This window comes from Thalassolituus sp. UBA2590, assembly GCF_002339775.1.
In the GTDB taxonomy this organism is placed as follows: Bacteria; Pseudomonadota; Gammaproteobacteria; order Pseudomonadales; family Oceanobacteraceae; genus Thalassolituus.
In genome coordinates, this window is the sequence record NZ_DDKU01000050.1 from 25,008 (window position 1) to 37,676 (window position 12,669).

At 53.9% G+C, this 12,669-nt stretch carries 12 protein-coding genes; 6 read left to right on the top strand and 6 right to left on the bottom strand.

Annotation, left to right across the window (positions count from 1 at the left end; all coding sequences use genetic code 11):
* From B2067_RS04455 to B2067_RS04465, 3 genes are all read left to right on the top strand, one after another.
* Positions 1-427: TolC family protein (locus B2067_RS04455; protein WP_301387598.1), on the top strand; the 427-nt coding region annotated here is incomplete at its 5' end.
* Positions 424-1,389, top strand: coding sequence for an efflux RND transporter periplasmic adaptor subunit (locus B2067_RS04460; protein ID WP_301387600.1), 966 nt, complete (start codon positions 424-426; stop codon positions 1,387-1,389). The genes B2067_RS04455 and B2067_RS04460, both read left to right, overlap by 4 nt.
* Positions 1,390-1,398: 9 nt before the next feature.
* Positions 1,399-4,542, top strand: coding sequence for an efflux RND transporter permease subunit (locus B2067_RS04465; protein ID WP_301377870.1), 3,144 nt, complete (start codon positions 1,399-1,401; stop codon positions 4,540-4,542).
* An 87-nt stretch (positions 4,543-4,629) separates the two neighbouring features.
* Here the strand turns inward: B2067_RS04465 and B2067_RS04470 are convergent, their stop codons facing one another.
* From B2067_RS04470 to B2067_RS04480, 3 genes are all read right to left on the bottom strand, one after another.
* Positions 4,630-5,484 carry a universal stress protein gene (locus B2067_RS04470; protein WP_301377869.1) on the bottom strand — a complete coding sequence of 285 codons (855 nt, stop codon included), beginning with the start codon at positions 5,482-5,484 and terminating at the stop codon, positions 4,630-4,632.
* A gap of 72 nt (positions 5,485-5,556) precedes the next feature.
* Positions 5,557-7,044 (bottom strand): SulP family inorganic anion transporter, encoded by a 1,488-nt coding sequence (locus B2067_RS04475; RefSeq protein ID WP_068435962.1) that lies wholly within the window; start codon positions 7,042-7,044, stop codon positions 5,557-5,559.
* Between the two features lie 177 nt (positions 7,045-7,221).
* Entirely contained in the window at positions 7,222-8,061 is an 840-nt protein-coding gene (locus B2067_RS04480) for a DUF6160 family protein (RefSeq protein WP_076514467.1), read from the bottom strand.
* A 239-nt stretch (positions 8,062-8,300) separates the two neighbouring features.
* On the opposite strand from B2067_RS04480, the gene B2067_RS04485 reads away from it, so the two are divergent.
* From B2067_RS04485 to vapC, 3 genes are all read left to right on the top strand, one after another.
* Positions 8,301-9,134 (top strand): hypothetical protein, encoded by an 834-nt coding sequence (locus B2067_RS04485; protein WP_297533327.1) that lies wholly within the window; start codon positions 8,301-8,303, stop codon positions 9,132-9,134.
* A 99-nt stretch (positions 9,135-9,233) separates the two neighbouring features.
* Entirely contained in the window at positions 9,234-9,464 is a 231-nt protein-coding gene (gene vapB, locus B2067_RS04490) for a type II toxin-antitoxin system VapB family antitoxin (protein ID WP_297533326.1), read from the top strand.
* The gene (vapC, locus tag B2067_RS04495) at positions 9,464-9,862 is read left to right on the top strand and encodes a type II toxin-antitoxin system tRNA(fMet)-specific endonuclease VapC (RefSeq protein WP_297533325.1); all 399 of its coding nucleotides are present in this window, start codon (positions 9,464-9,466) and stop codon (positions 9,860-9,862) included. The genes vapB and vapC overlap by 1 nt, the downstream gene beginning before the upstream one ends.
* Before the next feature lie 9 nt (positions 9,863-9,871).
* On the opposite strand, the gene B2067_RS04500 is transcribed toward vapC, so the two are convergent.
* From B2067_RS04500 to trkA, 3 genes are all read right to left on the bottom strand, one after another.
* The gene (locus B2067_RS04500) at positions 9,872-10,324 is read right to left on the bottom strand and encodes a hypothetical protein (RefSeq protein WP_297533324.1); all 453 of its coding nucleotides are present in this window, start codon (positions 10,322-10,324) and stop codon (positions 9,872-9,874) included.
* Between the two features lie 23 nt (positions 10,325-10,347).
* Positions 10,348-11,796, bottom strand: a complete 1,449-nt coding sequence (locus B2067_RS04505; protein ID WP_068435081.1) for a TrkH family potassium uptake protein — start codon at positions 11,794-11,796, stop codon at positions 10,348-10,350.
* A gap of 1 nt (position 11,797) precedes the next feature.
* Positions 11,798-12,669, bottom strand: an 872-nt coding sequence (trkA, locus tag B2067_RS04510; protein ID WP_301387601.1) for a Trk system potassium transporter TrkA, incomplete at its 5' end; no start/stop codon positions are given.

The window sequence follows — 12,669 nt, forward strand, 5'->3', positions numbered from 1 at the left end:
GAGTCGCGATGAGGCTCTGAGCGCGGCCGCCAGCATCCCTCTTTTCAGCGGTCGTCGCGGATCATCCGCAGCCACTTCAGCCCGCCAGCGTGCCGTCGCGAGTGAATATGAATACCAGGCCCATAAACGAGAAGTAACCCAAAGACTTCACACCGCCTGGAGCGCCTTGCAGCAACACTCCGCCAGCGTGATTACCTACCAACAAAAAATCATCCCATTACTTAAACGAGCCATGGATGAGGTCGGGCAGGGATACGCCCAGGGTCGTTACCGCTATCAGGACTGGCATATCGCTCGGGAAGAACTGATTGAGGCTGAGCGCCAGCTGATCAGCAGTGCCAGCGCCGCTCTGATCAGCCGCACCCTGATAGAAGAATTAACCGCCCGGGCAGTAAGTAACCAGACAACACAGGACACCCCACAATGATGTATCGACCACACTCTCTGGCTATCTGCCTGCTGCTTAGCCTGTCTTTAACAGTACACGCATCTGGCGATCATGAGCACGAAGAAGGCCACGGGCATAGCCATGAACAACAGCATAGTCATGACCAAGAGCATGAGCATGAGCATGAGCATGATAATAGTAGCGAGACGACGAAGATCTCTGCTGCGATGGCCACCGCAAACGGCATCATAACGGCGGTTGCATCGTCTGGTGCTGTAAACGAAACACTCCCCATCTTCGCGACTCTGGTAGTACCGCCTCAACAGGAGATCCAGCTCAGCGGGCGCTTTCCCGGCCTGATTACCGATGTCCGGGTCGCCCCCGGCGATAGCGTTAAGAAAGGGCAAACACTGGCCACCATCGAAAGCAATGAAAGCCTGAGTCGCTATGAGGTCAGATCACCGATTTCAGGCGTTATCAGCGACAGCCATGCGGCGTCAGGCAACCTGGCGAGCAGCGAACCCTTATTTGTGATCGTTGACCTGTCCGGGCTCTGGCTGGAAATCCCAGTACACCCATCTCAAAGGACTCAGGTTGCAGCTGGACAGCCAGTAACTCTGCCTGCCCACAATATCTCGACACAGATCGATTCCATTGCCCCTCCCGCTCATGGCCGGCCCTACTGGCGAGCGCGGGCTAAGGTGTCCAACTCACATGACGACCTGACGCCGGGCGAGGTGACACTTGTTCACATCACAACCGCCGAAACCGTCGCGCAGGTAAGAGTCGAGAATCGTGCTCTGCAAACCCACGAAGGCAATACCGTGGTGTTTGTACATCACGACGGCGAGTACCAGGCACGCCCGGTTACCACCGGCGCCAGTGACGAGAAGTTCACCGAAATAACGGCCGGGCTGAATCCGGGCGAAGAATACGTGACCGACAACAGCTACCTGATAAAAGCAGACATCGGAAAATCCGGTGCTGCCCATCAGCACTAAGGAGGTCACATGCTGAATGCCATAATACGGCTGGCAGTGGAGCGACGCTTCATGATGCTGGCCTCCAGCCTGGTTCTGATTGCCGCCGGACTCTGGAGTTATCGCTATTTACCCATTGATGCTGTACCGGACATCACCAACGTTCAGGTTCAGATTAATACGGAAGCTACCGGATACTCGCCTCTGGAAGCCGAGCAACGGGTGACGTTTCCGGTAGAAACTGCGCTCTACGGCTTGCCACAACTCGAATATACGCGCTCTTTATCGCGCTACGGCCTGTCACAGGTGACGGTCGTCTTCAAAGACGGCACTGATATCTATCACGCACGAAATCTGATTGATCAGCGACTGGGCCAAATCAGCGACGCCCTACCTGAAGGTCTGAAGCCGGTGATGGGGCCAATCAGTACCGGACTGGGTGAAATCTTCAGTTATACCGTCACGGCCGACAGCGATGCTCGTCAGCCGGATGGCAGCCCGTACGATGCAATGGCTTTGCGTACCGTGCAGGACTGGATAATACGCCCGCAACTGGCTCAGGTTGCGGGCGTCGCCGAGATCAATACCAGCGGTGGCTTCGAAGAGCAGATTCATATCCGCCCTGACCCAGCCTTGTTACTGCAACACCAGATCACGGTGCCTCAGCTGGTCTCCGCGATCAGGCGCAACAACAGCAATCGTGGCGCAGGCTATATCGAAGTCCATGGGGAACAACAGCTGGTAAGAGCCGTCGGTCAACTGAAGTCGATAGAAGATATCCGCGATACCGTGGTGGCTCGCAACGGTACGGCCATTGTGCGCATCCGGGACCTTGCTGAGGTCACTCAGGGCGAAGAGTTACGCACAGGCGCGGCGACACGCGGTGGCTCAGAAACCGTACTGGGCAGTGCCATGATGCTGATGGGGGAAAACCCGAAAGAGGTTGCGGAAGCGCTTAAACGCCGCCTGCAAGATATCGCAACCAGTCTCCCCGATGGCGTGACGACCGAAGTCGTTTACAACCGCACAGACCTGGTGGGCAAGACGCTGGCGACGGTACAGACCAACCTACTTGAAGGCGCTTTGTTGGTTATTTTTGTTTTGTTCATCATGTTGCGCAATCTGCGTGCAGCACTGATTACCGCCGCGGTTATCCCTCTGGCGATGCTGGCAACAATCACCGGCATGGTTCAGGCCGGCGTATCTGCCAACCTCATGAGTCTGGGCGCTCTGGACTTCGGCCTGATCGTTGATGGCGCTGTCATCATCGTCGAAAACTGCGTGAGGCGCCTGAGCGCCAGCGGGTCAGCCCTGACCTTGCGCGAGCGTCTTGAACTGGTGTACTCAGCAACCGCAGAGGTGATGAAACCCAGCCTGTTCGGCGTCGCCATCATCACTCTGGTGTATATCCCCATCTTCAGCCTCACCGGCATCGAAGGAAAGATGTTTCATCCGATGGCAGCGACCGTGGTGATCGCCCTGCTCTCCGCCATGATCATCAGTATCACGCTGGTGCCTGCCGCTATCGCTGTGTTTCTGAGGAACGGGACAGGCGTTCATCATACCGAGCCATCTGGCGCGTCGTCTGTCGAATCAAAGCGATACGGCTACCAGTCACTTTATGAGCGACTTCTGCGCACTGCCTTGCGGGCTCCTGTGATCTTGATCGGCTCTGCCGCCCTGCTTATCGTTGGCGCCGTGATTCTCAGCACTCGCCTCGGTTCAGAATTCATTCCTCAGCTGGATGAAGGGGATATTGCACTCCATGCCTTGCGTATTCCCGGCACCTCTCTACAACAGTCGTTAGATATGCAGGTATTACTTGAGGAGCGCCTTCTTACCTTCCCTGAAGTTAAGACTGTTTTCTCCCGGCTTGGCACACCGGAGATCGCGACCGACCCTATGCCGCCCAATGTCGCGGATACCTTCATCATCCTCAAGCCCAAGGCACAATGGCCGGACCCGGAGCGGCATAAAGCGGATCTGGTAGAGCAGATTGAAGCCAGCGTGCGGGAACTCCCGGGTAATAACTATGAATTCACTCAGCCCATCCAGATGCGCTTCAACGAACTGATCTCTGGAGTACGCGCCGACCTTGGCGTCAAAGTGTTCGGTGATGACCTGAGCCAGCTTCTTACTGCAGCGAATGAGGTTGCTGCCCTGCTTAACTCAGTGGACGGTAGCGCCGATGTCCGGGTCGAGCAGGTCACAGGGCTACCCGTGCTGACACTTCATCCAAACCACCAGAAATTGGCGGCCTATGGTTTGACGGTCGATGATATTCAGTCTCTGCTATCGACGGCTGTCGGCGGACAGCAAGCGGGGCTGATCTATCGTGGGGACCAACGCATTCCCCTGGTCGTCAGGTTTCCCGAGCCTCTGCGCGAGAATGCAGACCTGATCAAAGCGCTTCCTATACCGCTCGCTGATGGCGGATTTGTGCCTCTGAGCGAAGTCGCGGATGTCGTTCTCGCGCCAGCTCCGGCACAAATCAGTCGCGAAAACGGCAAGCGTCGCATCGTCGTCAGTGCCAATGTGCGTGGTCGTGATCTCGGCAGTTTCGTCAAAGAGGTCCGGCAGAAAGCGGCCTCAGAGGTGAGTTTACCCAGCGGTTACTGGCTGGAATACGGCGGCACTTTCGAGCAACTCCAGTCAGCCGAAGCAAGGCTGCGCTGGGTGGTACCAGCCACTCTGGCGCTTATCCTGTTCGTGCTGATCTCGGCGTTCGGGAATCTGCGCGGTGCCTTAATTATCTTCAGCGGTGTACCACTGGCCCTGACCGGCGGAATATTCCTGCTGTGGTTGAGAGGAATGCCTATGTCTATCTCAGCGGCCGTGGGCTTTATCGCACTGTCCGGAATCTCGGTACTGAACGGCCTCGTCATGCTGACCTTCATTCGCCAACTGCGTGATCAGGGCGTCGCTTTGCGCGACGCTGTCATTCAGGGCGCGACCATGCGTTTGCGCCCGGTATTGATGACAGCTCTGGTTGCGGGGCTTGGCTTCGTACCGATGGCTTTAAATACGGGTATTGGCGCAGAAGTACAACGGCCACTCGCCACTGTGGTGATCGGCGGCATTATCTCGGCAACCACATTAACCTTGTTTGTTGTGCCTGTGCTCTACTTCTGGCTTCACAGGCGAAGTCACAACAAAGCGAGCCTCAGTCGATAGTGAAGGCTGTCAGATAAGACTCAAAATAAAAAAGGGGCCGATGGCCCCTTTTCTTTCTGTCAGCGCAGCACTTCTATCATGACTACGTTAACGCAGCAGCAGAATAGGTACTTTGCTGTGGCTGACCATATTGCGGGTATGCGAACCAACGAAGAACTGACGGATACGCGAGTGGCCGTAGGCGCCCATCACAATCAGATCGATCTGATGACGAAACTGATAGTCATTGAGAATCGACAGGACATCGCCCTCGCATTTACGAGTCACCACGTTAAAGCCAGCTTTCTCCAATCGTTGCTGTGCAGTCGTAAACTTAGCGACATGCTCTGCATCGGTGTGGTTGACCATGACCAGATGACACTCTGCTTCTTTCAGAAGTGGGCTGTCAGCGTACGCATCTAACGCACGTTCGACAGCTTCACTGCCGTCATACGCCACCATAAAGCGCGTAGGTGTACGAAAAGATACGCCCGTTGTAATCAGCACCGGACAGGATACTGAACGGAGTACCGTCTCCAACTGACTGCCCAGCGTAGCAACCGTCGGGTCCGGATGGTCTTCCCCCTGACGTCCCATTACCAGCACACGAGTATCGTCAACGAGGGACAGCACTTCCTCCGACAGACGACCGTGACGCTGCTGAACAGTGCAGTCCTGAGCACCGTGCTCTTTCGCCCGCTTTTCTGCAGACTCGAGCATGATACGACTACTTTCAATCGCCAGCTTCGCACGCTGAGCATCCAGCTCAGTGAGCTGCTCCAGCAAATGCTCGCGGCTGCCAAAACCAATGCTGCCACTAAGGTCAGCCGCATTCTTATCGACCTTCTCAAGAGTGTGCAGCAGAGTCAGTGGTTGTTGCAGGCGCTGGCTGACCCAGGAAGCGGCATCCACCACCGCCATTGCACCCGGGGAGGCATCAATACATGCCGTAATCTGTTTCATCGTTACTCCTTCTCACTCTCTTTCGACAGCGAAACCAGCGCGTGAACCTCACCGATTGTTAATGGCGGCCTGTTAGTGACCTGCCATCATTTTCTCGACTTCTTCCGGCTTATCATGAACACCGAAACGGTCGACAATCGTGGCACTGGCTTCATTCATTCCAAGCAGCTCGACCTCTGCTCCCTCGCGGCGGAACTTAATCACCACCTTATCCAGAGCAGATACTGACGTAATATCCCAGAAATGGGCATGCGTCAGATCAATAGTGACTTTAGAAGCCGCTTCGCGGAAATCGAATGACTTACTGAACGCATCCGACGACGCAAAGAACACCTGGCCAATCACCTTATAGGTGCGTTCGCCCGGTGCATCCTGCTCGCTTTTCACGACCATGAAACGGCCAATCTTGTTAGCAAAGAACAAGGATGCCAGCAGGACGCCAACGAGTACACCCAGTGCAAGGTTGTGCGTCGCAACAACCACAGAGACTGTGGCCAGCATCACAATATTGGTGGATAACGGGTGTTTCTTAAGGTTGATCACCGACTCCCAGGAGAAAGTGCCAATCGACACCATGATCATCACAGCAACCAATGCGGCCATCGGAATCTGACCGATCCACTCATCAAGGAAGACCACCATAATCAACAGGAACAGACCCGCAACAAAGGTGGATAATCGACCACGTCCTCCGGATTTCACGTTAATGATCGACTGACCGATCATTGCGCAACCTGCCATGCCGCCCAGCAAGGAAGAACCGATGTTAGCCACACCCTGCCCCTTACATTCGCGGTTTTTATCACTGTCGGTATCGGTGAGTTCGTCAACGATGGTGGCTGTCATCATCGACTCCAGCAAACCAACGGCCGCCAGAGCAGCCGAGTACGGCAGAATAATCCACAGAGTTTCCAGCGTCAGCGGTACGTCTGGCCAGAGGAAAATAGGCAAGGTATCCGGCAATTCACCCATGTCAGCCACGGTACGTACATCGATTCCAAAGTAGATCGCAACGGCTGTCATGGTAAGAATGCACACCAGCGGCGACGGGAGCCAACTGCCTACTTTAGGCACATAAGGGAACAGGTAGATGATACCCAGACCTGCGGCGGTCATGGCGTATACATGCCAGGTCACGTTCGTCAGCTCAGGCAATTGCGCCATAAAGATGAGGATCGCCAGTGCATTCACAAAACCTGTCACCACAGACCGCGACACGAAACGCATCAGGTCTCCGAGTTTTAAGAAGCCCGCCCCTATCTGAATCACACCACAGAGTAGCGAGGCCGCGAGCAGATACTGCAGACCGTGCTCTTTTACCAAGGTCACCATCAGCAGCGCCATTGCACCCGTTGCTGCCGAGATCATGCCCGGACGACCACCCACAATGGCGATGATAACCGCGATACAGAAAGACGCGTAAAGGCCGACCTTCGGGTCGACTCCGGCGATAATAGAAAAGGCAATGGCCTCAGGAATCAAAGCCAGAGCAACGACCGTGCCCGACAAGAGATCGCCGCGAACGTTTGAAAACCACTCGCGCTTCAGAGTATTCAACATAAGTAACTGCTCACTTACTATTAAGACACGCACCCGAAGAACTCAGGCGGAAAAGCCGGCATTGTACAGAGCTTGATCAGTGGGGCAACTCGCAACTAAGAAGAGACAGAGGGCCAGACACAAAAAAGCCAGCTTACCGCCCCTGGTAAGCTGGCAAAACCCACTGAGTGGAGGGTTTCAGTGGCCGTAAATTTTCAGACTGCCGCCAACCATATTGAGGTTATCGACTTTCATTGAACCGATTGAGCGTCCACCTACCTGAATGGACCCAACAGTGATATCCGCATTCATCCCGATATTATCGATTGCGAGTGCACCACCGCCCTGGGAGTTCTGGCCGCTGTATATATCTGCCTCAATCTGCGCGTTGGCACTCAATAGATTAGGGTTGTCGTCGTAGTCAGAGCGGGTCATGCGGAAGTCACGTATCGCCAGACCAAGTGCCGGCATATCAAAGTCGAGATCATCGATGCCGATCATCATTTCCAGATTCAGACGATCTGTTCCGAGTTCATCGTCGTACCCAATTTTGGCCCATAACTGGGTAAAGATGCCGTCCATCTTAAAGTTATCAATCAGAGTAAATTTGGGAGCACCATCGGCATCGCGTATTTCCCAGGCTTCTGTACGGATGCTGAAATCCACAGGTGCGGCAAAACCAACCGGGAAAAATTTAAGCGACAATTCGCCCTCTGCTGAGATATCGATATCCAACTTCAGGTCATCGAGAAGCGAGGACACATTCTGAATAAAAGGGGTACCGCCATTGGCTGCGGTATAACCTTCGACAAACAGATCATCACGGTCAGCACCACCAAGAAAGACCTCAGTAATTGCGAGAGAGCCCTCATCGGTATAAATGATTTCACCGATATCCATCTGAGCTTCCATTTCAATACTGATCCCGGACTGCCCGGAAACTGTACTCATGGCATATTCGTCAAGAGATTGCAGTTCAGCCAGTGCTGACATTGGTAGCAGGAGTGCCACCAGACTTACGGTTGGTTTTATTATCATTGTTCTTATCCCTGCGTCGTTCGCGAGAATAAGCCAGTACCGCATCCCTCTGGCTACTGTTGCAGGAACCAGAATATGCCCCGTTAAACGGCCTCGCCAGCGAGTTTAGTCAGGGTGCGCCAAAGTGACCCGATAAGATAACAAACACCTCTATATGGCCCGTTTTACTGTATTGATCTTCACCTGACACTACTCTGAGCGTCAGCTATCATCGCGGAATTACGTCTGAGGTTCTCCTTTTGCTGCTCTTACTCACGAAGATACTGGTTACGTTTCTAACGGTCGTTATGCTGGCCGTTGTCGCACGGCGCTATGGCCCCGCCTGGGCGGGCGTACTGGCCGGCTTCCCGCTGGGTAGTGCTATCACTCTCTACTTTATGGGGTTTGAACTGGGCTCTGATTTCGCAGCGGAAGGCGCGACACATACTCTGATTGGACTGACAGGCAGCCTGGCACTGGCCATCAGCTACTTATACGCAAGCCGTCGCTGGCACCGGCCAAGACACGTATTGATCCCTGCACTGCTGGCGCTCAGCGCATTTCTGACGACGGTTGCGCCGCTACAATACTGGAACGCCAACTGGTGGCAGAACGCGCTGATTATGCTGACTCTTATCGCCGCAGCAAGCCGGCTTCTCCGGTCTGTACCTGACGCCAAAGTCGCACTGAACAGCGACAACCTCTGGCAACGTCCGGCACCAGCGATTCTGTTCCGTGCGGTCATGGCTACCATCAGCGTACTCGGGATTACCGCGCTGGCGCACTGGCTTTCCCCCTCACAGGCGGGCTTATTGGCAGCGTTTCCGGTTAGTTTTTTCCCGACACTCATCGTATTGCAACTAAGCTACGGTGCGCCCGTTGTCGCCGCAACAGTCAAACAGTACCCTGAGGGTCTGGTGTCTATGGTGATTTACGTCGTCTCGGTCACTCAGATTTATCCCTTACTTGGACTGCAGCTGGGTACTGCCGCCGCACTTCTGATCGCGACCCTGTATCTGTTTGGGTATGCCCTGGTGAAGCTTCGTCTGAACCAAATACCCCGCGCTCCTAAAGGCAGCGGCAGCGTTCGCTAGTCAGCGGAGCATCAATCCCACCAGGTATATGCTGTTGACATATACTGAATCGAATATCATATTAACTGAACCAACCTTCTGTATAGTGAGGCTAGTTTTATGGCAGAAGCATCCATATTCTCGAACAACAAGAATCAAGCGATAAGAATTCCTAGAGCTCTTGAGTTTGCGGACGATGTGAAAAAGGTGAATATCTTTTCTGTCGGAAACGCACGCATCATCACTCCAGTTGGTGAGAGCTGGGATAGTTGGTTTGAAGGTTTGCGCGCTACGGATGACTTTATGTCTGAGCGTGAACAACCGAGGGAGCAATCGCGAGAGGACTTCTGATGATAAAGTATCTGCTCGATACTAATATCGTGATCTACACAATTAAAAACAAACCTGAGCAGGTCCGGGAAAGATTCAATGCACACGATGGGCAGATGGCAATATCCTCTATCACCCTGATGGAATTGTTATACGGTGCGGAAAAATCTACCAATCCCGAGCGTAATCTGAAAGTTGTCGAATCGTTTGCGAGCCGACTGGAAGTTCTGGACTTTGGCGCGCACGCTGCGCAGCACGTCGGGCAGATCCGGGCTGAACTTGCTCGTAGTGGATGTCCTATCGGCCCGTACGATCAAATGATCGCAGGGCATGCCCGCTCTCTCGGTCTTATCGTTGTGACCAATAACGAGCGTGAGTTTCAACGGGTTCCTGGTCTACGAGTAGAAAATTGGGTTTAGCTTATCAATTCATTGCCATTTACGGAGAGGAGTGTCCTTCAGAAACCTTTCAATCTCTGATGCCATAAAGTTACGGAAGTAGAAGCTGAATTCCTTCCCCTCACGTCCGTAGAAAATCAAGCAACAGTTATAACCGAGCTGACTGACAACCATTTCAACCTTGAACGCCTGCCAATCACTAAAATTCCCTCTCCATACCTGTTTTCCGCGCACAATCTGGAGGCTCTTTTGATCAACCTCAATCGATTCCCTGTGTGATTTCGGGAAGAAGCCTGAAGGTAGCCACCAGTAGGCGGTCAAAAGGAGAGCTGACACAGCTATGCAAATCTGTCCTTTCGGGTCAAACAAACTCCAGCCCTGTTCAACATAAGCTAAAGTGATAAAGAACAAGGGAACGACAGCAGCGATTGCAATGAACAAACGCTGATCACTGACACGTTGCAACCTGATCTTAGAAGGCATATCCCTGTCCCTAACTTTCAACATCAACTCCGCCAGAAACTCGGGGTAATCAGAACCAGTAAAGTGAAAATCTCCAGACGCCCGAGCAGCATGGTCAGGGCCAGAATCCACTTAGCGGTATCGGAGATATTACCGTAGTGCGCAGAGACCTCGCCAAGCCCCGGGCCGAGGTTATTGAGGCAGGAGCCAACGGCTGAGAACGCGGTGACCTGATCCAGCCCGGTCGCCATCAAAGCCAGCATCATCACCATAAAGGTGACCACATAGAGCGCGAAGAATCCCCAGACCGATTCCAGAATCCGGTCGGCTACCGGTTGCTTGCCGAGCTTAACCGGAATGATGGCATTGGGGTGAATCAGTCGATGAATCTCGCGCAGGCCCTGTTTGAATACCAACAGGATACGAATGGCTTTCATGCCACCACCGGTCGAACCCGCACAGCCACCGATGAATGCCATCATAAAGAGCAGTACAGGCAGGAATACCGGCCAGACCGAGAAGTCAGCAGTGCCGAAGCCAGCCGTCGTGGCAACCGACACCAGCTCGAATAAGCCGTAGCGAACCGCGCCACCAAAGTCATAGGTATCCGTCATCCAGAGTGCAATGACGGTCAGTAATGCACCACCAAACATGACGAACAGAAAGAACTTCACTTCGGAATCAACGAAGTAATGGCGCACGGTTTTGTACCGCCAGGCATAGAAATGCAGCGAGAAATTAAGTGCCGCCACCAGCATAAAGAACATGGCAATGGCTTCGATCAGTGCGCTGTCGAAGTGCCCCATGGACGCGTCATAGGTTGAGAAGCCCCCGATACCGACCGTCGAGAAGCTGTGCGCGATGGCATCAAAGGTGTTCATACCCGCGAGCCAGTAAGCCAGTGCGCAGGCAATGGTCAGCGACAGGTAGATGTACCAGAGCGCTTTCGCAGTCTCAGTGATACGCGGAGTAAGTTTCGAGTCTTTCAGAGGGCCCGGCATTTCAGCGCGGAACAGCTGCATGCCACCAATACCGAGCATCGGCAGAATAGCCACGGCCAGAACGATAATCCCCATGCCGCCCAGCCACTGCAGTTGCTGACGATACCAGAGGATCGATTTCGGCAGATATTCGAGGCCCGTCATCACCGTCGCACCGGTGGTTGTCCAGCCCGAGAGGGATTCGAAAAAGGCATCGGCAAAGCTCAGGCCGGGGTTTTCGGCGAGCATAAAAGGTAATGTGCCTGCCAGACCCAGCGTCAGCCAGAACAAGGCTGCGACGATAAATCCGTCTCTGGTTTTGAGTTCTTTTTTAACACCGCGAAATGGCAACCAGCTGAAGAAGCCGATCCCAAGAACGAGAGACATAGCGACGCTGAAGGCTTCGGTAGCGCCATCGTCGTACCACATGGATACAACCATAGGCGGCAGCATGGTCAGGCTGAACAACATCAGGAAGATGCCCAGTACCCGGGCAATCACAGTAAAGTGCATATCAGAAGAAGCCCAAGCCCACCTGGAAGAGTCGTTCCACATCGGCGATGTGGCGTTTATCCATCACAAACAGAATGACGTGATCATCCGATTCAACCACGACATCAGAGCGTCCCATAATGACGTCATCGCCGCGAACGATGGCACCGATTGTCGTGCCCGGCGGTAATTTAATTTCACCCACACGACGCCCGACCACCTTAGATGACATGCTGTCACCGTGAGCGATAGCCTCGATGGCTTCAGCAGCGCCACGGCGCAGGCTGTGAACATTAACCACATCGCCCCGACGAACATGCGTCAGCAGGCTGCCGATGGTTGCCTGTTGTGGTGAGATCGCCACGTCAATCATGCCGCCCTGCACCAGATCCACGTAGGCCGCTTTGTTAATCAGGGTCATCACTTTACGGGCGCCATGGCGCTTCGCCAACAGCGAGGCCATGATATTCACCTCGTCATCGTTGGTCAGGGCACAGAAGACGTCGGTATTCTCAATATTCTCTTCTTCGAGCAGGCTTTTATCCGTACCACTGCCATGCAGGACAACGGTGCGGTCGAGATTTTCACTCAGGTAGCGCGCACGCTCAGGGTTGTGCTCGATTATTTTCAGCCGGTAGCGTTTCTCCAGCGCTTTAGCGAGCCGGTAACCGATGTTACCGCCACCAGCAATGATGACTCGTTTGTATGAGTCTTCCGCACGACGCAACTCACTCATCACGGTGTGAATGTGCTCACGACCCGCAATAAAGAACACCTCATCGTCGGCTTCGATGACGGTATCACCCTTGGGCTCAATGGCGGTATTGCGACGGAACACCGCAGCTACACGTGTTTCCACATTAGGTAGGTGATCTTTGAGTGTTGAGATCGCCT

Excerpts from the sequence above, each read along its gene's own strand:
- B2067_RS04505 (WP_068435081.1), bottom strand. The coding sequence starts at position 11,796 with ATGCACTTTACTGTGATTGCCCGGGTACTGGGCATCTTCCTGATGTTG.
- B2067_RS04475 (WP_068435962.1), bottom strand. The coding sequence starts at position 7,044 with ATGTTGAATACTCTGAAGCGCGAGTGGTTTTCAAACGTTCGCGGCGAT.
- B2067_RS04460 (WP_301387600.1), top strand. The coding sequence starts at position 424 with ATGATGTATCGACCACACTCTCTGGCTATCTGCCTGCTGCTTAGCCTG.
- vapB (WP_297533326.1), top strand. The coding sequence starts at position 9,234 with ATGGCAGAAGCATCCATATTCTCGAACAACAAGAATCAAGCGATAAGA.
- B2067_RS04465 (WP_301377870.1), top strand. The coding sequence starts at position 1,399 with ATGCTGAATGCCATAATACGGCTGGCAGTGGAGCGACGCTTCATGATG.
- B2067_RS04480 (WP_076514467.1), bottom strand. The coding sequence starts at position 8,061 with ATGATAATAAAACCAACCGTAAGTCTGGTGGCACTCCTGCTACCAATG.
- vapC (WP_297533325.1), top strand. The coding sequence starts at position 9,464 with ATGATAAAGTATCTGCTCGATACTAATATCGTGATCTACACAATTAAA.
- B2067_RS04500 (WP_297533324.1), bottom strand. The coding sequence starts at position 10,324 with ATGCCTTCTAAGATCAGGTTGCAACGTGTCAGTGATCAGCGTTTGTTC.
- B2067_RS04470 (WP_301377869.1), bottom strand. The coding sequence starts at position 5,484 with ATGAAACAGATTACGGCATGTATTGATGCCTCCCCGGGTGCAATGGCG.